Annotated in this window: 15 protein-coding genes and 1 other RNA gene; 9 read left to right on the top strand and 7 right to left on the bottom strand. The window is 71.7% G+C overall.

Features of this window, described 5'->3' with window-relative positions; translation table 11 throughout:
* Window positions 1–39 precede the first annotated feature (39 nt).
* From AB0I67_RS11665 to AB0I67_RS11655, 3 genes are read right to left on the bottom strand one after another with little or no spacing between them, the layout of a single operon-like run.
* The gene (locus AB0I67_RS11665; RefSeq protein ID WP_357921462.1) at window positions 40–1,140 is read right to left on the bottom strand and encodes a M20 family metallopeptidase; all 1,101 of its coding nucleotides are present in this window, start codon (window positions 1,138–1,140) and stop codon (window positions 40–42) included.
* Window positions 1,137–2,165, bottom strand: coding sequence for a dipeptidase (locus AB0I67_RS11660; RefSeq protein WP_357921459.1), 1,029 nt, complete (start codon window positions 2,163–2,165; stop codon window positions 1,137–1,139). Before AB0I67_RS11660 ends, AB0I67_RS11665 begins: the two co-directional genes overlap by 4 nt.
* A gap of 57 nt (window positions 2,166–2,222) precedes the next feature.
* Window positions 2,223–3,677, bottom strand: coding sequence for an NAD(P)/FAD-dependent oxidoreductase (locus AB0I67_RS11655; protein WP_357921456.1), 1,455 nt, complete (start codon window positions 3,675–3,677; stop codon window positions 2,223–2,225).
* Between the two features lie 101 nt (window positions 3,678–3,778).
* On the opposite strand from AB0I67_RS11655, the gene AB0I67_RS11650 reads away from it, so the two are divergent.
* The 7 genes from AB0I67_RS11650 to AB0I67_RS11620 all read left to right on the top strand — a co-directional run bounded on the left by AB0I67_RS11650 (window position 3,779) and on the right by AB0I67_RS11620 (window position 10,078).
* Window positions 3,779–4,588: a Nif3-like dinuclear metal center hexameric protein gene (locus AB0I67_RS11650; protein WP_357921453.1), complete on the top strand. Its 810-nt coding sequence runs from the start codon at window positions 3,779–3,781 to the stop codon at window positions 4,586–4,588.
* A gap of 110 nt (window positions 4,589–4,698) precedes the next feature.
* Complete coding sequence (locus AB0I67_RS11645; protein ID WP_357921451.1) at window positions 4,699–5,439, top strand: C4-type zinc ribbon domain-containing protein; 741 nt, start codon at window positions 4,699–4,701, stop codon at window positions 5,437–5,439.
* 2 nt (window positions 5,440–5,441) lie between these two features.
* Window positions 5,442–6,695 carry a bifunctional RNase H/acid phosphatase gene (locus AB0I67_RS11640; RefSeq protein WP_357922176.1) on the top strand — a complete coding sequence of 418 codons (1,254 nt, stop codon included), beginning with the start codon at window positions 5,442–5,444 and terminating at the stop codon, window positions 6,693–6,695.
* A gap of 142 nt (window positions 6,696–6,837) precedes the next feature.
* Window positions 6,838–7,228, top strand: an RNA gene (gene rnpB / locus AB0I67_RS11635) — RNase P RNA component class A.
* Between the two features lie 168 nt (window positions 7,229–7,396).
* Complete coding sequence (locus AB0I67_RS11630) at window positions 7,397–8,452, top strand: hypothetical protein (RefSeq protein ID WP_357921449.1); 1,056 nt, start codon at window positions 7,397–7,399, stop codon at window positions 8,450–8,452.
* 61 nt (window positions 8,453–8,513) lie between these two features.
* Window positions 8,514–9,308, top strand: coding sequence for an alpha/beta hydrolase (locus tag AB0I67_RS11625; RefSeq protein ID WP_357921446.1), 795 nt, complete (start codon window positions 8,514–8,516; stop codon window positions 9,306–9,308).
* The gene (locus AB0I67_RS11620) at window positions 9,305–10,078 is read left to right on the top strand and encodes a MerR family transcriptional regulator (RefSeq protein WP_357921444.1); all 774 of its coding nucleotides are present in this window, start codon (window positions 9,305–9,307) and stop codon (window positions 10,076–10,078) included. Before AB0I67_RS11625 ends, AB0I67_RS11620 begins: the two co-directional genes overlap by 4 nt.
* A gap of 256 nt (window positions 10,079–10,334) precedes the next feature.
* Here the strand turns inward: AB0I67_RS11620 and AB0I67_RS11615 are convergent, their stop codons facing one another.
* The 4 genes from AB0I67_RS11615 to AB0I67_RS11600 all read right to left on the bottom strand — a co-directional run bounded on the left by AB0I67_RS11615 (window position 10,335) and on the right by AB0I67_RS11600 (window position 15,999).
* Window positions 10,335–11,342: an NAD-dependent epimerase/dehydratase family protein gene (locus AB0I67_RS11615; RefSeq protein WP_357921441.1), complete on the bottom strand. Its 1,008-nt coding sequence runs from the start codon at window positions 11,340–11,342 to the stop codon at window positions 10,335–10,337.
* The gene (locus tag AB0I67_RS11610) at window positions 11,339–13,732 is read right to left on the bottom strand and encodes a SulP family inorganic anion transporter (protein WP_357921439.1); all 2,394 of its coding nucleotides are present in this window, start codon (window positions 13,730–13,732) and stop codon (window positions 11,339–11,341) included. The genes AB0I67_RS11615 and AB0I67_RS11610 overlap by 4 nt, the downstream gene beginning before the upstream one ends.
* A 114-nt stretch (window positions 13,733–13,846) precedes the next feature.
* Window positions 13,847–15,211 (bottom strand): hypothetical protein, encoded by a 1,365-nt coding sequence (locus AB0I67_RS11605; protein WP_357921436.1) that lies wholly within the window; start codon window positions 15,209–15,211, stop codon window positions 13,847–13,849.
* Between the two features lie 179 nt (window positions 15,212–15,390).
* Entirely contained in the window at window positions 15,391–15,999 is a 609-nt protein-coding gene (locus AB0I67_RS11600; protein ID WP_357921433.1) for a YbhB/YbcL family Raf kinase inhibitor-like protein, read from the bottom strand.
* 153 nt (window positions 16,000–16,152) lie between these two features.
* Here AB0I67_RS11600 and AB0I67_RS11595 point away from each other — a divergent pair, with 153 nt between their 5' ends.
* The gene (locus AB0I67_RS11595) at window positions 16,153–16,662 is read left to right on the top strand and encodes a PH domain-containing protein (protein ID WP_357921430.1); all 510 of its coding nucleotides are present in this window, start codon (window positions 16,153–16,155) and stop codon (window positions 16,660–16,662) included.
* Window positions 16,659–18,110 carry a PH domain-containing protein gene (locus AB0I67_RS11590; protein WP_357921427.1) on the top strand — a complete coding sequence of 484 codons (1,452 nt, stop codon included), beginning with the start codon at window positions 16,659–16,661 and terminating at the stop codon, window positions 18,108–18,110. Before AB0I67_RS11595 ends, AB0I67_RS11590 begins: the two co-directional genes overlap by 4 nt.
* Window positions 18,111–18,299: the final 189 nt, after the last annotated feature.

Here is an 18,299-nt window from a genome sequence, read left to right as displayed (position 1 = left end):
CGATCTGACACGCCGAGTCAACCCCCGCCGGCCCGCCGATCAAGCCGCCCCGGCCAGCACCTCCCGCACCAGCTCCCGCAGCAGTGCCGTACGCCGGGGCAGTTCGGCCACGATCACGTGCTCGTGGTCGGCGTGGGCGCCGCCGCCCACCCCGCCGAGCCCGTCGAGCGTGGGACAGCCCAGCCCGGCGGTGAAGTTCCCGTCCGAGGCCCCGCCCACCGCGGCCGAGCTCAGCGGTTCGAGCCCCAGCCGTCCTGCCACCGACTGGGCCAGGGCGAAGAGCGAGGCGGACATGGCCTCCTCCATGGGCGGCCGGTTGGGACCGCCCGCGACCTCCAGCCGGGTGCCGGGCACCACCGGCGACAACGACCGCATGGCCGCGTCCACCCGGGCCTGCTCGGCCAGCGTGGCGACCCGCACGTCCACTCCCACCCAGGCCTCGGCGGGCACGGTGTTGACCGTGCTCCCGCCGGCCAGCACGGTCGGCGTGACGGTGGTGGCCGAGAAGCCCGGCGCCCCGGCGCCCAGGCCGGCGATGGCCAGGATCTGGTGGGCGAGCTCGATCCCGGCGTTGGCGCCCTTCTCCGGTTCGAGACCGGCGTGGGCGGCCTTGCCGTACACGGTGACGCGGTAGTCGGAGGTGCCCTTGCGCGCGGTCTTGAGCGCGCCGCCGTCGGCGCTGGCCTCCAGCACGAAGGTGGCCGCCAGCCCGCGCGCGCTCTCCTCGATGAGCGGGGCGGAGGTGGTGGAGCCGACCTCCTCGTCCCCGGTGATCAGCACCGAGACGCCGTCGAGCGGGTCCAGCCCGGCGAGGGCGTGGAAGATCTGGACGAGCCCGGACTTCATGTCGAAGACGCCCGGCCCCCTGGCCACCCCGTCCACCACCGACCACGGGTGGGTGCGCAGGGTGCCGATCGGCCAGACGGTGTCGTGGTGGCCCAGCAGGAGCACCTTCGGCGTGCCGAAGGTCCAGCGCAGGTGCGTCACCCCGTCGATCACCAGGTACTCGGGCTCGGCCCCGAGCAGCCGCCGCCCCATCGCCCCGACGACCTTGGCGCTGCGCGCCACCGCCTCCAGGTCGGCCGAGAAGGACTCGCAGGTGACGAGCTCCTCCAGATCCGCCAGCATCGTCTCGATCATCCCAGCCGCTCCTTGAAGAACCGGTGCATGTTCCCGCCCATGATCTTGAGGACGTCGTCCTCGGCCAGCCCGCGCTTGAGCAGCCCCTCGGTGACCAGCGGCAGCCCGGCGGGCCCCTCCAGCCCCTCGACGTAGCCGAACGGGTCGACGCCGCGCGAGTTGGCGTCGCCCTCGCAGCACCACGGCGGCGTGAGGTCGAGCATGACCTCGCGGACGAAGTCGGCGCCGATGCCCACGTGGTCGATCCCGGCGACGGCGGCGATGTGCTCGAAGTGGTCGAGCAGGTCGTCGAAGGTCGCCTTGGTCTCGGACAGGAAGGCGTGGAAGAAGTTCACGCAGATGATGCCGCCGGTGGCCGCGACCGCGCGCAACTGCTCGTCGGTGAGGTTGCGGTGGTGGTCGCGCAGCGCCCGCGCCGAGGAGTGGGTGGCCATGACCGGCTTGGTGGCCAGCTCCAGCACGTGGGCAACGCCGGTGGCGCCCAGGTGGGAGATGTCGAAGATGATGCCGAGCCGTTCCATCTCGGCCAGCGCGGCGACGCCGTCGGAGGTCAGGCCGCTGCCGGTGGCGTCCTCCCCGCTGCCGTCGGCCAGCGGGGTGCGGCCCCAGTGCGCGATCGAGGCGATGCGCACGCCCAGCCGGTGCACCGTGGAGATCAGCTCCACGCTGGCGTCGAGGCCGGGCATGCTCTCCAGGGCCAGGACCAGCGCGATCAGCCCGTCGGCGAGGGCGGCGTCGATCTCGGCGCCGGTACTGCACAGCCGTACCGCGTCGGGGTTGCCCTCGGCGATCACGTGGGCGCACTCGATCATGCGCAGCGTCTGGCGCAGCGCGCCCTCGGGCCGGAACTCGTCGTCGATGAAGACCGGCAGCACCTGCAGCCTGACCCCGCCCGCGCGCAGTTGCGGAAGCCACTGGCGGCGGAAGAACTCCGCCCATTGCTCGTGCGGCCGGGCCGCGACGGCCATCAAGAGGTCGTTGTGCGCGTCGGCGACGATCGCCTGCTGGTGGAGGGGGAGCGTCATGCCAGTGACGTTATCGCGCCGGGCCGGCGAAACCCTTGTGCCGTCCGACCAACCCGGTCAGCCGAATTTGTACGCCCCGCCGGGAGGGCGCGCGGTGAGCCTCCGGTAGAGGGTGGTCGGGCCGGGCCAGTTGTTGGTGACGCGGCCGGTGGCCGTCTTGTACCAGCTCTGGCAGCCCTCGCCCCACACCATCCCGTCCATCGCCCGCGCGAGCTGCGCGCGCCACGCCGCCATGGTCTCCGCCCGCACCTCCATGGGTCCTCTGCTCGTGAGGTACGGCAGGCAGCGCATGATGTGCTCGACCTGGCACTCCAGCATGTAGACGATCGAGTTGTGCCCGAGGTTGGTGTTGGGTCCGTAGAGCAGGAACAGGTTCGGGAAGCCGGGGACGGCGATGCCGAGATAGGCCTCGGCGCCCTCGCGCCACTGCTCACGCAGGGACCGGCCGTCGCGCCCGGCGAAGTCGACCGGCGCCAGGAACTCGGTGCTGCGGAAACCGGTTCCATAGACGATGGTGTCCACCTCGTGCAGCCGGCCGTCGGAGGTCTCCACGCCGCCCGGCGCGATCCGGGTGATCTTGTCGGTGACGACCTCCACGTTGGGCCTGGTGAGCGCGGGGTAGAAGCGGCTGTCGATCACCACGCGCTTGCAGCCCGGCGGGTAGTCGGGGGTGAGCTTCGCGCGCAGGGCGGGATCGCGCACCTGCGCGTGGAGGTGGCCGAGCGCGCGCTTGCGCAGCAGGTCCGCGCTCCAGCCGCCGGCCAGCGCGGGGTAGAGGGTGCCCTCGGCGTAGCGGTAGATCCACTCGCGGTAGAGGCGCTGGAGGCCGGGGACGAAGTGGAAGGCCCGTTGCGTCCTGGGCGAGAACTCGGCGTCGGGCTTGGGGATCACCCAGTTCGGGGTGCGCTGGAAGACGGTGAGGCGGGCGGCGCGCTCGGCGACCGGCGGGATGAACTGCGCGGCGGAGGAGCCGGTGCCGATGACCGCGACGCGGCGGCCGGTGAGGTCGTGGCCGTGGTTCCAGCGGGCCGAGTGGAAGGCGACGCCGTCGAAGGTGGACCGGCCCGGGATGTCGGGCAGGTGCGGCCGGTTGAGCTGGCCGACCGCCGCCACGACGACGTCGAACTCCTCGACCCGCGGCTCCGCCGTACCGGTGGAGGGGCGGAAGGTGACGCGCCAGCCCGTGCCGTCGAAGGCGGCGGCGGTGACCGCGGTGTCGAATCTGATTTTTCGCCTGACGTCATATTTATCGGTGCAATGGGCTAAATAGCCGAGAATCTCGGGCTGGCCGGGATAGCGGCGGGTCCAGCTCGTGTACTTCTCGAAGGAGTACGAGTACAAATGGGAGGGAATGTCGCATCCGGCGCCCGGATACGTGTTGTCGCGCCACGTCCCGCCGAGCCCGGAAGCCTGCTCGAAGACGGTGTAAGAGGTGATCCCCGCCCGTTCCAGCCGAATCGCCATGCACAACCCGCCGAACCCGGCGCCGATGATCGCGATTCTTGGCGTCATGCCGTCCCTCCCGCGTCAGGATTCACTTACAGTACGCCGAACCACGTTCGGGCGACAGCCCCGGATATCCTCTTACGCACACAGAGGGTGAAGGAGGCTGCGTGACGCGGCTCGCGGAGGTCATCAAGCAGCTCGAAACGGCCTATCCGCCCGACCGGGCCGAGTCGTGGGACGCGGTGGGCCTGGTCAGCGGCGACCTCGAGCAGCCGGTGCGCCGGGTGCTGTTCGCGGTCGACCCCGTGCCGGCGGTGGCCGAGGAGGCGCTCGCCTGGGGCGCCGACCTGATCGTCGTGCACCACCCGCTCTACCTGCGCGGCACCACCTCGGTGGCGACGACCTCCTACAAGGGCCGGATGCTCCACGGGCTCATCAAGCGCGACATCGCCCTCTACACCGCGCACACCAACGCCGACGTGGCCAATCCCGGCGTCTCCGACGCGCTGGCCCGGGCCGTGGGCCTGGTGGGCGACCTCGTGCCGCTGCAGCCCTTCCCCGACGACCCGTGGCGCGGCCTCGGCCGCATCGGTGACCTGCCCGCGCAGGTCACGCTGGCCGAGTTCGCGCAGGCGGCGCTCGGCGGGCTGCCCGAGACCGCGCGCGGCGTCTGGTTCGCCGGCGACCCCGACCGGCCGGTACGCCGCGTCGCGGTCAGCGGCGGCTCCGGCGACTCGCTGCTCGGCGCGGCCCGCGCGGCCGGCGTCGACGCCTTCCTCACCGCCGACCTGCGGCACCACCCCGCCAGCGAGTTCGTGGAGACCGGCGGCCCCGCCCTGCTCGACGCGCCGCACTGGGCGACCGAGTGGCCCTGGCTCCCCACCGCCGCCGCCCTGCTCGACGGCTCCGGGCTCCAGGTGGAGACCCGCGTCTCCACCTTGGTCACCGACGCCTGGACCCAGGCCGCCAGGACCTGACCCCGCACGACCCGGCCGCCCTGCGATTTGCCGCCGTAGGCGTGGTCGCCAATGATGATGGTGCCGAGTTCGGGCGCCCTTCGACGACGATGACAAGAGGGAAATTGACCATGAAAGCCGCTCCCGCCGCTCAGCAGCGCCTCCTCGACCTCGCCGAGCTCGACGCCGTCGCCGACCGCCTCGCGCACCGCCGCCGCACCCTGCCCGAGCTCGCCGAGATCGACGAGCTGACGAAGAACTACGCGCGCATCGCGCCGCAGGTCATCTCCGCCGAGACCGAGGCCGGCGACCTGGCCCGCGAGCAGACCAAGGCCGAGAGCGACGTCGACACCGTGCGCCAGCGCGCCGAGCGCGACCAGAAGCGGCTCGACTCCGGCCAGGTCACCTCGCCGAAGGACCTCGCCAACCTGCAGTCCGAGATCGTCTCCCTCCAGCGCCGCCAGGGCGACCTGGAGGAGGTCGTGCTGGAGATCATGGAGCGCCGCGAGGCCGCCGACGCCCAGGTCGCCGAGCTCACCGCCGCCCGCGACGAGATCGGCGCCGCCCGCGCCACGGTCGAGGCCCGCCGCGACGCCGCCTACGCGGAGATCGACAAGGAGGCCGGGGAGAACCAGACGCGCCGCGCCGAGGTCGCCGCCGAGATCCCCGCCGACCTGCTCGCCCTCTACCAGAAGCTGCGCGAGCAGTACGGCGTCGGCGCCGCGATGCTCCACGCCGGGCGCTGCCAGGGCTGCAAGGTGTCGCTGTCCATCGCGGACATGAACCGCATCAAGGCCGCCGCCGCCGACGAGGTGCTGCGCTGCGAGGAGTGCCGCCGGATCCTGGTGCGCACGCCCAACTCGGGGCTGTGAGCGTGCCCTCGTTCGTCATCGAGGCCGACGGCGGCTCCCGCGGCAACCCCGGCCCGGCCGGGTACGGCGCGGTGGTGCGTGACGCCGCCGACGGCCAGGTGCTGGCCGAGGTCGCCGAGGCCATCGGCACGGCGACCAACAACGTCGCCGAGTACCGCGGCCTCATCGCCGGGCTACGGGCCGTGCTCGACCTGGGCGGGGACGGGGCCTCCGTCGCCGTCCGCATGGACTCCAAGCTGGTCGTCGAGCAGATGGCCGGGCGCTGGAAGATCAAGAACGAGGGGTTGCGGCCGCTGGCCGACGAGGCCGCCGGGCTGGCCCGGCGGTTGCGCGTCACCGAGTGGACCTGGATCCCGCGCGAGCGCAACGCCCACGCCGACCGGCTGGCCAACGAGGCCATGGACGCCGCCGCCAAGGGCCTCACCTGGAGCGCGGGCGGCTCCGCCGTACCGTCCGGCCCATCGGGTACGGCACTCGGCTCCGCCGTACCCGCCGGCCCATCAGGTACGGCACGCGGCTCCGCCGTACCGGCCGGCCCCTCGGACCGGGCCTCCGCGCTATCGGGCAGTCCTTTGGCTACGGCGAGCGCCTCCGTCGGTGGGCAGGCCCCGGTCACCGGGGGGTGGCGTCCCCCCACGACGACCTCCACCACCTTCCTCCTCCTCCGGCACGGCGAGACCCCGCTGTCGGTGGAGCGCCGCTTCTCCGGCACCGGAGACCCCGAACTCACCCCCACGGGCCTCGACCAGGCCGCCCGAGCCGCCGCCCGCCTGGCGACCGGCGAACCCCCCGACGTGATCGTCTCCTCCCCGCTCAAGCGCGCCCGCCAGACCGCAGAAGCCGTGGCCAAGGCCTGCGGGGGCCTCGACGTCGAGATCGACGAGGGCCTGCGAGAAACGGATTTCGGCGCCTGGGAAGGCCACACCTTCACCGAGATCCAGCGCCGCTGGCCCGGCGAGCTGGCCGCGTGGCTGGCCGATCCTGCCGTCGCGCCGCCGGGTGGGGAGAGCTTCGGGGTGGCGGCGCGACGTGTCCAGAGGACCAGAGACCGCCTGGTCGAGCGGTACGAGGGGCGCACGATCGCGCTCGTCTCGCACGTCACGCCGATCAAGATGCTCCTGCGCTTCGCGCTGCTGGCTCCGCCCGCCGCGCTCTACCGGCTGCACCTCGACCTGGCCTGCCTGTCCAGGATCGAGTACTACGTGGACGGGCAGGCGGTCGTGAAGTCGATGAACGACACTTCCCACCTGCGTTGATCGGCCGTGCCAGGCGCCGCCAGAACACCTGGCACGGCCGATGTGCGCCACCAGCCCCCTCAGCCGGTGACAGGTCCCATTCTTCGCTCTCGATCTTGTCGTTCAGTTGGAGATCGCTTGGGATTTGGTAGTCTCACTTGGACGAGCCGGCCGGGCGGCCGCGTCGGGCCTCCGGGCCCGCCGAGGAAGGTCCGGGCTCCACAGGGCAGGGTGGTCGGTAACGCCGACCCGGGGCGACCCGCGGGACAGTGCCACAGAAAGCAAACCGCCTCCGGTTTCCGGAGGTAAGGGTGAAACGGTGGTGTAAGAGACCACCAGCGCCCACGGCGACGTGGGCGGCTAGGTAAACCCCACCTGGAGCAAGGTCAAGAAGGGACGTCTCAGCGAGACGTCCCGCGCGCGACGTCCGAGGGCTGCCCGCCCGAGCCGCGCGGGTAGACCGCTTGAGGCCGCCGGCAACGACGGCCCTAGATGGATGGTCGCCCCTTCGCACCAGCGAAGGACAGAACCCGGCCTACAGGCCGGCTCGTCACCCTCACCAAGGCGGCCAAGCCTTTGTGTCGCCATGAGACAGGAAGACGATCAGACCATTCCCTATCAGGGGATAACGGCTCCGACTAATCGGGCGTTATGAGATCGTTGCCGGTGAATCAAAAGGACCGGAAAGAAAGCCGCCCGGCGCTTGTATTACGCTCAGGCGCGTGGATGCTCAGGGCTCCGAAGAAGAAGATCGGGAGACCGAGGAGGTCTCAGACGCCTTGAGCGCCGTGGACGTCGGCGAGCGAGTTCCCGCACTCACCGGCCCGGCCGAGGGCGACGACTATATATGGGTACGCACTTCCGCGCTCGCCCAGTTCCTGCGAACCGAGTCGGCCAAGAACCTGCCCAGGGTGGAGAAGTGGTTCGGGCGGCAGTTCCAGATCGACGAGTCCTTCTTGAGAAAGCTCGACAAGCGCATCAGGGAACATCTGGACGAAGACTCCTCGCAGAGCATCGCCCTCTACATACTGGTCGGCTACTCCGACAAATCATCAGAGTCCTTCAGTGACCTGGACGAATGCTTCGACCGAGCAGGCGAGGAAAAGGACGCCGAGCGGATCTCGCTCACCTGGGCCTGCTTCGTCCCCGATTCCGGATTCCATGAAGTCGGCTTGGAGTTCGTCACCGAGCGGCCGTTCGACGCCTCGAAATTCCGTCGCCCGATCCCGGCGGAAGCCGGTATCCTGCTCAGCGTTTCGGGGGCGACACGGACCTGGGTCAAGAGCGTCTCGCGCAACCTCGAGCTTCTCCTGGACAACACCAAGCTGTCGCTCATTCTGCGTCCGTTGGAAGTCTTCCGCCACGAGACGTTCACGTCGGTCATCTCCTGGCTGGTCGGAGCGCTGGGCTGGTTCGCCGCGTTCCGGGTCATCGGCGCCCTCTACAGTGAGCCGGCCCGCGGCGACGCGCTCTCCAGAATTCTGCAGAAGCAGGACGTGGCGGCTCGATTCGAGCAGTACATGCGCGAGACGTACTCGCCGAGCAGTCCGTTCATCGTCGGACTGCTGGTTTTTATGATTCCCTATTTCTTCCTGTTCCTGGGACAGTTCCTCGGCACGAGATTCCTGGTCTACCTCGTGCCTCGATCGGGTATACAGATCGGTTTGTCGACCCGTCGTTATGGTGATTACATCAACGCGTTCAAGTTCGTCGTCTTCACTCTTCTCCTGGGCTCGGCGATCGCCGTCATCGTGAACCTCTTCACCGAGATCCTCTGATCGCTTGAGCCAGCGGAGCCGGGTTTGACCTTGACCTTGGGTCAGGCCGCAGGCTGAACGGGTGACCACCACTTCACCTTGGACCGGGATGGTCCCCATCGACGACACGGCGCTGGCCGTCACCGACACCGGTGGCCAGGGTCGCCCCATTCTCTACCTCAACGGACAGTTCGCCAGCCAGCGGCACTGGCGGCGGGTCGTGGCCGAGCTCGGGAGCGGTTACCGGCACCTCACCTACGACATGCGAGCACGCGGCGGGTCGGGGCGGTCCGCCGAAGCGGCCTCGTTCGAGGCACACGTAAGGGACGTCAGCACCGTCCTGGCCGCCCGGGAGGTGGAGCGGCCGTTGCTGGTCGGGTGGTCGTACGGCGGGCCGGTGGCGCTGCACTGGGCGGCACGGAACCCGGGGCGCGTCCTGGGCGTGGTGTGCGTGGACGGGGGCTACCCGTACGAGTTCGCCCTGACCGAGGAGCAGGTGCGGCGGTGGTGGCTGCGGTCGCGGTGGCTGCTGCCGTTGCTGGCGAAGGTGGGCATGGCCGGGAGGATGTCCGCCGAGCAGCACGCCCGGAGCAACATCGAGCTGAACGAGATCTACGCCGCCCTCGGGCCGGTCCTGGACGGCCTGACCTGCCCGGTTCGCTACGTGGTGGCCACCGGGGGCAACATCGGCGGCGGCCATGATGAGATGGAGAGCATGCGCGCCAGCCTCGGCCCGGTGCTCGCCCGCAAGCCGAACATCGAGGTGAGCGCCAAGGTGGCGAGCAACCACGGCAGCATCCTGCGCAAGGACTTCCGCGCCGTCGCGGACGCGGTACGCGAGCTGGCGCAACGATCGGCAGACCGGGGGAGCGGATGACCGAGGGCGTCACGATCGGGCAGGCGGCGGCGTTCGCCGGCCTCAGCGTGAAGGCCATCCGGCACTACCACAAGCACGGCCTGATCGACGAGCCCCGCCGGGACGTCTCCGGCTACCGGCGCTACGGCTCGGCCGACCTGCTCCGGCTGGTGCAGATCCGGACGCTGGCCGCCGCCGGAGTGGCACTGGCCGAGGTGAAGGCGATCCTCGACACCGACCCGGAGACGTTCGCCGTCGCCCTGGAGGACGCCGGGCAGCGCCTGACCGAGCGGATCGACGACCTGATCGCGCGGCGGGACATGCTGCACCGGCTGGCCACCGGCGACCGCGCCCTGCTGCCCGACGGGGTGCTCGCGAGGCTGGACAAGGCCGCCGCGGAGTTCGGCCTGAGCCCCGAGGACGTCACGGTGGCCCGCGAGGGCCTGGTGCTGATCAGGGCCCTGGTGCCGGAGGGCTTCGACGACTACGTGGCCAGGGTCGAGCGCGCGCTCGACGATCCTCACTACGTCTCGCTGGTCAAGCGCATGTGGCAGGCCGCCGAGTGGCCGGCCGACGACCCGCGCGTCGACGAGCTCGCCACCGACATGGCCGGCTACTTCCTCGCCCACCCCGCCCTGCTGCCCGTCCCGCCCGGCCTGCGGGCCCGGCCGGACGCCGCCCTGCGCTACAGCCTGCTCAGCCGGCACGGCCAGGAGGAGAAGCCGGGCTGGCGCCGGCTGACGGCACTGGTGGAGGCGAGGATGCGGGCCGCGGGCGTGGATCTCGCCTGAACACCGGCTCGCCAGGGCCGGGCCATGCCGGTTGATCAGTACGTCTACTTCGCGGTGAAGAGCGAGACCATGACGGCGGCCCAGATGACCGCCCGGCCGGCGTGGACGACATGCCTGAAGCCCCGGGGGAGGGCGGGGGAGGCACAGTCCCCCGCCTTCCCGGGCCCTGGGAGCGGGTCCGGCGCCCCGAAGGGCACGGCCCCGACGTTAGGCCCCGGCCCGTACGGCTACCGCGGAAAAATACACACCGCCGGCATCAGCGGGCGGCCCAGGCGGCCAGGACGGCCTGTTCCTTCTCCGGAGCGATCCCGTGCTGCATCTTCCCCCCGTAGACCCGCTCGTCCTCCGGGATCTCCCGCAACCACGCCCACGTGTCCGCCACGGTCTCGGCCACCGGCCGGGAGCGCAGCCCGGCGGCGAAGGCCTTGTCCGTCGAAGCGTTCCAGAAGTTCTCCCGGTCGTCGCTGGGCGCCGACCACAGGGGCAGCTCGACGAACTGCCCCACGCCCTGGTCGATCAGGAACTGGTCGTCCACCCAGACGAACTCCGCGTCCGACCCGGTGACCTGCTTGCACAGCTCCAGCCACTCGCCGTAGGTGGTGTTCCCGGCGGGTCCGGTGACGATGAACCGGTCGGCCACCCCGGCCTCGGCCTGGTCGAGGGTGAACTCGGCGATGTCGCGCGCGTCGATGAGCTGCATCGGCACCGAGGGGTCGCCGGGGGCGAGCACCTGGCCGCCGTGCGAGATGCGGGTCAGCCACCACGGCAGCCGGGCGACGTTCTCGTACGGCCCGAGGATCAGCCCGGGCTGGATGATCAGGGCGTTGCCGTCGAAGGCCTCCTCGACCGCCCGCTCGCAGCCGGCCTTGAGCACGCCGTAGTCGCCGTCCTCGGGCCCGGCGTCGGAGGCGCACGGCCACAGGCCGGACTCGTCGGTGCCGGGCTTGGCGGGGAAGCCGTCGAGGGCGGAGATGGTGGAGATGAAGGCGTAGGTCTGCGCGTGCCCGGACAGCGCCTCGGCGGAGGCGAGCACGACGCGCGGCACGTAGCCGGAGGTGTCGATGACGAAGTCCCAGGTCCGGCCCTCGACCAGCGCGGCGAGGTCCTCGGGACGCTCGCGGTCGCCGTGCACCTCCTCGACCCCGGCGACGCCCGGGCCGGAGACGCCGCGGGTGAACGTGGTGACCTCGTGCCCTCGCCGCAGCGCCGCCTCGACCAGGGCACGGCCGAGGAAACGTGATCCACCTAGCACCAGAATTCTCATGTGCCCATATTTCCGGAAATGCGGTCTTCCGCGAAACCGCCCGCGCTCTCCAGCACCTCGACCCGGGCCGCCCCGATGTCGAAGTACAGCCCCACCAGCTCCAGCCGCCCGGCCCGGACCAGCTCGTCCACCCGCCGGTAGGTGCGCAGGTTGTCGAGCTGCTGCCGCACGTTGACCCGGCACAGCCGATCCAGCGGCCCGGACCCGAGCCCGGGCGTCCCGGCCCGATCGGCGATCCCCACCCGGCCGGCCACCCGGACCCCACCCGCCGGAAGCTCGGCCACCGGAAGCCCACCGGCCGGAAAAGCGTCCCCCACCGGCAGCGGGTCCCCGACCGGCAGCACGTCCCGCACCGGCAGGACGCCCTTGACCGGCCGGACCTCCCCGCCCGCCGCGAGCGCCCCCGCCCCCGGCTCACCGCCCGGCAGCAGGTCCCCCGAGATGTACCGCGCCAGGCTGTGGTTCCCGTGCCGCAGCCAGCGCTGCAGCCCCGGCATCCCGCCCGCCTTGATCCCCCCGCTGAGCAGCCCGGCCATCGCCCCGCACCCCGAGTGCCCGCAGACGGTGATCGTCCGCACCTGGAGCACCTCCGTGGCGTACTCGATCGCCGCCACCACCGAGTCGTCCGTCGGCCCGGTCCCGCACCGCGGCACCAGGTTCCCGATGTTCCGGACGGTGAACAGGTCTCCGGGCCCGCTCGCCGTGATCAGGCTCGGCACCACCCGCGAGTCGGCGCAGGTGATGAACAGCTGCCCCGGCCTCTGCTGCCGTGCCAGCTCGGTGAAGATCGGCCTCACCAGCGGAGCCGTACGCTCGTGGAACTCCTTGGCCCCGGACCGCAGCGCCCCCGGCCCGCCGTGTCGGGGCAGCAGCCGCCGGTGCGTCCACGGCAGCCACCACCGGTCGGGGGTCTTGGGCGGCGACTTCGCCGGATACATCCGCGACCCGCTGGCCGCCAGCGAGTACCACTCGTCGTGCAGCTCGTCGATCTCGACCGTCCCGCCGCCGCCCTCGTGCTCCAGCCGCCAGGAGTGCAGGGCCTCGAAGGCGGCGTTGTCCATGAAGTCGATGTTGAGATCGAGGTCCACCGGCACCCCCGCCGGTACGGCACGCAGCCCCGACGTCAGCCGCGGCACCCCCAGGAAGGTCAGCGAGCCGTCCACGGTGACGTGCCAGTGCCCGTCGGCCTTGGGCCGTACCCGCACGCTCACCCACGTCAGCCGGCGCAGCGCCAGCAGCGCGGCCAGCGCGAGCCCCATCAGGATGCCCTCGCCGAGCCCGACCAGGACCACCCCGAGCAGGGTCACCACGTAGACCGGCACCTCGCCGTGCCCGTGCACCTTCCGCACGTGCCCGAGGTTGATCATCTGGATGCCGATGAAGACCAGGAGCGCCGCCAGCGACTCCATCGGGATCAGCCGCACGGTCCAGCCGAGCCCCGACATGAACACCAGCACCCAGCAGCCGTGCAGGATCGTCGACCAGCGGCTGCGCGCTCCCGCCACCTTGTTGGCGGTGGTGCGCACGATCACCCCGGCGATCGGCAGCCCGCCGAGCGCCCCGGCGACCACGTTGGCCACGCCCTGGCCGGTCAGCTCGCGGTCGAGGTTGACGCTGCGCCCCTCGACGGCCACCGCCGACAGCAGCGACTGCACCGCCGACAGCACCGCGATCAGCATCACCGCGCCGACGACGTCGTGCCAGTCGCCCGCGGGCCACAGCGGCGAGGTCCACTCCGACATGCTGTTCGACAGGTCGACCCGGGTGACCTGCCAGCCGAACGCCCACGCGGCCAGCGCCGCGATCACCAGGGCGGCCAGCGGGGCGGGCACCGTCCGGACCGACTTCGGCAGCCGCCCCCACACCAGCAGCACCGCGATGGTGAGCAGCCCGGCCGCGACCCCGTGCCCCTCCAGGTGGATGAGCTGGTCGGGCAGCTCGATCAGGTTGTCGACCGCCGAGCGTTGCGGGCTGCCGCCGAGCACGATGTGCAACTGCGACAGCGCGATCACCACGCCGACCCCGGCGAGCATGCCGTGCACGACGGCGGGGGAGACGGCGAGCGTGGCCCGTGCCACCCGGAACAGGCCCAGGACGAGCTGGAAGCCCCCGGCCAGCAGCGTGATCATGCAGGTCGCGCGCCAGCCGAACGTCTGGACGAGGTCGATGACCACCACGGAGAGCCCGGCGGCCGGTCCGCTCACCTGGATCGCCGAGCCGCCGAGCGCGCCGGCGACGATGCCGCCGACGGCCGCGGCCACCAGCCCCGCGGCGAGCGGAGCGCCGGAGGCGACCGCGATGCCCAGCGACAGCGGAATGGCTATGAGGAAGACGACCAGCGATGCCGGAAGATCGTGACGGAGAGTATCGGCGAAGCCACCCTGAGTCATGGGGTGACTGTAACGGGGCATCACCGATACCCATAAGGCGTGATCAGCGGTTTTTACATGATCGTGGTCCCGGGGTCGCCGCACCTCCCTCGCGCGCCGACCCGTCCGCCTCGATCAGCGGTAGTAGTCCGGGAGATCCTTGTCCGCGCCCCGTCGCTCGCCCGCGCGCGCAGCCGCTTCCTGCTGCTGCTGCGAGCCGTACATCTCGCCGTAGGACGGCCAGGCGTTGGCGGGCGGTTCCGGCCACGCGGCCGGGGTGGCGGGCGCGGCCGGCGTGCTGTAGCCGCCGGAGAGCACGTCGTCGTACGGCGTGACCGCCCGGCCGGGCGCGGTGGGCGTGCCGACCGCGGGCGACGGGCCGGTGAGCGCGTCGTTGTCGGGGGCGGCGTAGCCGGGACGCACCTCGTAGGAGGCGAAGGTGGGCGCGGGCGAGCTGTAGGCGCCCTCGAAGGCCGGCCACGAGCCGCCGGCGGGCGCCGGGTCGTCGAGGATGTCCGGCGAGGCGGCGGGCCAGGAGCCCGAGGTGGTCCCCGAGGTGCCGGCCGCAGGCGTGGGCTGCTGCCAGGTGGTCTCCAGCGCGTCCGCGGCGTTGTAGGCCGGGAACGGGTCGCTGGTCGGCGCGCTGTGCAGGCCCGGCGGGACGGCGAAGGTGCCGGTGCTGGCGATGGCGGAGAAGGAGTCGGAGGCCGGTCCGGCCGCGGGGGTGAAGGACCCGCCGGCGCTCGGCGCGGCGGCGAAGGAACCGGTGCCGGTGGCCGAGGCCGCCGGGAACGAGCCGCTGGTCGCCGGGAACGAACCGCTCGTGGCGGCGAAGGAGCCGGAGGAGGCCTCGGCGGCGACGGGCTTGCTGCCCGGCGCGAGGATGCTCATCACGTCGTGCGTCGGCGCCGCGAAGGTCACGGTGCGCTGGTCGGACAGGTCCTTCTGGCTCGGCGGCTCCACCAGGGCGCCCAGCCCGGCCGCGGGGGCCAGCGGCGCGGCGGCCGGCTGGGCCGCGGGCTCAGGAGTGCTCGGGGCGGCCTGCGGGCGCTGCGGCAGCGGCGCCTGGACGGTCGCGGCGTGCGGGTCGTCGACCCGGGGACGGCTGGCCGCCTGCCGCGGCTTGACCGTGCCGCCGGCGCCGAACCCGCCCTCGGCGGCGTCGCTGCGGATGCTCGCCCAGAACTCCTCGTCCTCGTCGTCGGAGGTCGCGTTGCCCCACTCGTCCACCCCGCGCTTGCCGCGCTGGCCGGTGCGGACCGGCTTGGGCTTCTCCTCGTCGAGGGGGCTGAAGTCCGGACTGAAATTCGTCATCCGCGGCTCGTGAGCGGCGAACTCGTCCGTGGACCGGACCTGGGTGCGCTCCTCACGCTCCATGAGCTCCCGCATCCGCTCGGGCGGCAGGTTGCTCTCCCGCTTGTTCATGGACCTCATGCCCAGCGCCACGACTACGAGCACGAGGAGCACGACTGCGACCAATATCACGACGACCGCGAACATTGCACCACCTCAGCCATGGCCTTCCTGTGACGCCAGCGGGATCGCGCGGCCATCGACGCAATCCCTCCCCTTTGATCACTAACGCCTAACAATTGGATCTGATTGTGCCGACCCCAGGGAGCGTTGTCACACCCTAAGTGAAGAATTGGTAACCACTACTACCTGCAGTGTCCGAGCTCTCACTCGATGTCGACCGCGGTCAACCGGCCACGGGCGATGGTGAGCTCCGCGATCTTGTGCAGGATCTTGGAGATCGTGTCGCCCTCTTCCGTGGCCACCTTGCCGCTGAGCGCGTAGACGCTGAAGCGGTAGTTGCCCGGACCCTCGCCGGCCGGCTTGCGGCACGGCGCGGAGTAGCCCCGCGTGCCGTCCAGGAGCTGGGCCTGGGTGGCCTCCTCCGGAGCCTTGGTCCCGTCGGGCGAGGTCGCCCCCTCCGCCGGGATGCCCGCGGCCAGCACGGTCGTGCGGTGGTCGATGTTGTAGATGATCCAGTGCACGGCCTGGTCGGGCGCGGAGTTGTCGTCGACGACGACGGCGAAGGTCTTCGCGTCCTTGAGCGGCTGGCTCGACCAGGTGAGCATCGGGCTGCCCTTGCCGCCCTCGCAGGTGTATTCGGCAGGCAGCGGACCGCCTGGCCTGATCTCCGGGCTGGAGACGTTGATCTGGAGAAGCTCCCGGGCGGCGGAGGCGTTGCCCCGCAGCACCGAGCATCCGGCGACGCAGACCACGAGCACCGCCGCCGCCAGTGTGGCGATGGCGCGGCGTGCCGAGGGGATGCGCAGCCTCATGTCGCACGATGCTACGCGTCCTACGGCGATGCGCAGACCGTTTCGCGGTGCACGAGGACCGGAACTCGCCCCGAAACGTCCCTAAATCGCAGGACAAGTGGGGTGAAGGCGGACGGGTGATCGCCCTGTCCCGGTGCGGCATAGTGTGGAACCGTGAACGTCCGTGAGCCCGCCCACCAGGTCTCGCCCAGGGCCCGGCACCTCTGGCTGCTGCACTCGCTCGTCGGTTTCGTCCTGCTCGCCGGGGGCTCCTTCCTGCTGGCCCGCTGGATCGGCCGCAGCGAGTGGGGCTGGGTGCCCGAGTGGTTCGCCGGCTCCTGGTGGGTGCTGCCCGCGCTGGTCGTGGTGATCTCGCTGCCGCTGCTGGTCGCCGAGCCGTTCGTCCGCTACGCCGTCCACCGCTGGGAGCTGGCGGGCGACGTGGTCTACGCCCGCTCCGGCTTCCTCACCCGCGAATGGGTCTTCGTCCCGGTCAGCCGCATCCAGACCGTCGACAAGAGCCAGGGCTGGTTCGAGCGCATGCTGCGCCTGGCGACGCTGGAGATCCGCACCGCCTCCCACGCCGGCTCCTCGACCGTCAAGGGCCTCGACCACCAGGTCGCCGCCGCCCTGGCCGACGAGCTCGCCCGCCGCGCGGAAGAGCTCAGGGACGACGCCACGTGAACCGGCTCAGCCCCAAGGTGCTGGTCATCGACCCGGTGCGGATGCTGCCCTCCCTGCTGGTGCCGCTCATCGGCCTGCTGTTCGCCAGCGGGTTCTCCGCGCGCTCCTACCTGTGGGCCTCGCTGGGCGTCGCCGGCACCGTCGTCTTCGCCGTCGTGCGCTGGCTGACCTTCACCTACGGCATCGTCGGCGACCGGCTGGAGCTGCGCCGCTCGCTGATCAGCCGCTCGGTCCGCACCATCCCGCTCGAACGGGTGCGCGGCGTCGACATCACCACCCCGCCCATGCACCGGCTCCTCGGCCTGGCCGTCCTGCGCATCGACACCGGCGCCAGCGGCGGCGGGCAGCAGGAGGGCGAGCTCAACGGCGTCACCCTGGCCGAGGCCGAACACCTCAAGAACCTCCTCCTCCGCCGCGCCCCCGCCGCCGCTTCGCCCGCTTCCGTCGCCGAGGCTCCACCGGCGCCGGTCCCCGATGATGTGATCATCAAGGTCCCGCGCGCCTGGCTCATCTACGGCCCGCTCTCCGGCGCCTACCTCCTCACCCCCTTCGCCATCGCCGGCGGCGCCATCGGCCTGGCCTTCCAGTGGGGTGACGACCTCGGGTACGGCAGAGCCGCCTTTGGGGCGGGCCGCTGGCTCTGGGACCGGCCGCACCTCCTGCTCATCGCCGTCCTCGCGCTCGTCGTCCTCATGCCGTTCGCCGGCGGCATCATGTACGCGCTGTTCAACTGGGACTTCACCCTCAAGCGCCGCGACGGCCACCTGGTCGCCGAACGCGGGCTCATCACCCGGCGCAGCGTCTCCCTCGAAGCCGCCCGTGTGCGGGGCTACGAGGTCGTCGACGCGCTCTTCGAGCGGTGGGCCGGGGTGGTGCGCGTCTGGGCCATCGTCACCGGCCTGGGGGACTCTGAGACGCGTGGGCAGCTCCTTCCCGACGTCCCCCGCGCCGTCGCCCTCGACCTCACCGCCCGGGCCATCGGGCCCTACACCGGGCCCCTCGTCCCGCACCCGCCCGCCGCCCGGCAGCGCCGCGTCTTCCGAGCCGTCTTCCCCTGGCTCCTGCTGGCCCTCGCCGCCGTCGTCCTCAACCCGCCCTTCTGGGGTGCCCTGCTCGGCGTCTCCCTGCTGTTCGCCGTCCTAGGTGTGCCCCTCGGGCTGGACCGCTACCGCTCGCTGGGGCACGGCTACGACGGCGTACGGCTCGCCGTCCGCTCCGGCTCCCTCCGTCGCTCCCAGGCCGTCGTGGAGCGCCGGGCCGTGGTCGGATGGCGGTTGCGCCAGACCTTCTTCCAGCGCCGGGCCGGCGTCTTCACCGTCATCGCGGGTGCCGGCGCCGGCAAGGGCGGCTACGCGGCCCTCGACGTCTCCCCCGACCAGGCCACCGCCTTTCCCACCTCGGTCACCCCGGAATGGCTCGCCCCTTTCCTCAAGCCACCCCCTTCCTGAGCGCTTCGGGTGGGGTACGGCAGGCCGGAGTTTTCCCGAGCCCCCGTGCCGAGCACGGCAGACACCTCCCCTGAGCTCGCTACCGGGTCGACCGGCCGCCCACGGTTACCAGCTCCCGGTGGAGTACGGCAGGCCGTCCAGAGCCTGCCGGCCGTACACGCCGAAGGGGCGGACCACCCGGCCCGCCCC

It is taken from the genome of Nonomuraea sp. NPDC050310 (assembly GCF_040655795.1).
Lineage (GTDB): Bacteria > Actinomycetota > Actinomycetes > Streptosporangiales > Streptosporangiaceae > Nonomuraea.
Note: the sequence above shows the minus strand (reverse complement) of the source record. Positions and strands in the feature narration are given on the sequence as shown.

What these genes read in the sequence shown, in the direction of transcription:
- AB0I67_RS11665 (WP_357921462.1), bottom strand. Translation starts at nt 1,140, where the DNA reads ATGATCGAGACGATGCTGGCGGATCTGGAGGAGCTCGTCACCTGCGAG.
- AB0I67_RS11660 (WP_357921459.1), bottom strand. Translation starts at nt 2,165, where the DNA reads ATGACGCTCCCCCTCCACCAGCAGGCGATCGTCGCCGACGCGCACAAC.
- AB0I67_RS11655 (WP_357921456.1), bottom strand. Translation starts at nt 3,677, where the DNA reads ATGACGCCAAGAATCGCGATCATCGGCGCCGGGTTCGGCGGGTTGTGC.
- AB0I67_RS11645 (WP_357921451.1), top strand. Translation starts at nt 4,699, where the DNA reads ATGAAAGCCGCTCCCGCCGCTCAGCAGCGCCTCCTCGACCTCGCCGAG.
- AB0I67_RS11620 (WP_357921444.1), top strand. Translation starts at nt 9,305, where the DNA reads ATGACCGAGGGCGTCACGATCGGGCAGGCGGCGGCGTTCGCCGGCCTC.
- AB0I67_RS11615 (WP_357921441.1), bottom strand. Translation starts at nt 11,342, where the DNA reads ATGAGAATTCTGGTGCTAGGTGGATCACGTTTCCTCGGCCGTGCCCTG.
- AB0I67_RS11610 (WP_357921439.1), bottom strand. Translation starts at nt 13,732, where the DNA reads ATGACTCAGGGTGGCTTCGCCGATACTCTCCGTCACGATCTTCCGGCA.
- AB0I67_RS11605 (WP_357921436.1), bottom strand. Translation starts at nt 15,211, where the DNA reads ATGTTCGCGGTCGTCGTGATATTGGTCGCAGTCGTGCTCCTCGTGCTC.
- AB0I67_RS11600 (WP_357921433.1), bottom strand. Translation starts at nt 15,999, where the DNA reads ATGAGGCTGCGCATCCCCTCGGCACGCCGCGCCATCGCCACACTGGCG.